Origin of the sequence: Arthrobacter globiformis (assembly GCF_003261175.1) — a bacterium.
GTDB lineage: Bacteria > Actinomycetota > Actinomycetes > Actinomycetales > Micrococcaceae > Arthrobacter > Arthrobacter globiformis_A.
In genome coordinates, this window is record NZ_QLNP01000014.1 from 1 (window position 1) to 555 (window position 555).

Here is a 555-nt window from a genome sequence, read left to right on the forward strand (position 1 = left end):
GGTTTCTGGAGGAATCGGCGAGGCTGAGCGGGGATCTGCCGTTGACGCTGGCCGCGCTCGGGGCGGGAACAATCTCGTGGCAGCACGTGCGCATCTTGTGTGATGAAACGGACGGGCTGGATCCGGCGGCTGCGGCGGCGTTTGAGGCGCATTTCCTGGACCCAAATGTGCCGGGGTACGCGCGGGGTTGCCCGGCGGGGGAGCTGACTCCGGCGAGGTTTCGGGCGAAGGCCCGGTATTGGCGGGAACGGCATCATCCGGTCAGCATCGCTAAACGGCACGCCAAGAGTGTGAAGGACCGGCGGCTGGAGTACGTTTCGGACCGGGACGGCATGGCGTGGTTCTCGGCGTATCTGCCGGCGGACCAGGCGGCGGGGATCTGGAACCGCACCACCGCCGCCGCCCGCGCCATGCAGGGCCCCACCGAAACCCGGACCCTGACGCAGCTCCGCGTCGACGCCTTCGCCACGTGGCTCCTCAGTCCGGTGCCGGGAGTCGGCGGCGCGGCTGAGGACCCGCCCGCAGAAAAGGTCCCCGCAGACGCCGTGCCGGCAG

At 69.9% G+C, this 555-nt stretch carries 1 protein-coding gene; it reads left to right on the forward strand.

What is annotated here, in order from left to right:
* Window positions 1-555, forward strand: a 555-nt coding sequence (locus DBZ45_RS01785) for a DUF222 domain-containing protein (protein WP_146617426.1), incomplete at both ends; no start/stop codon positions are given.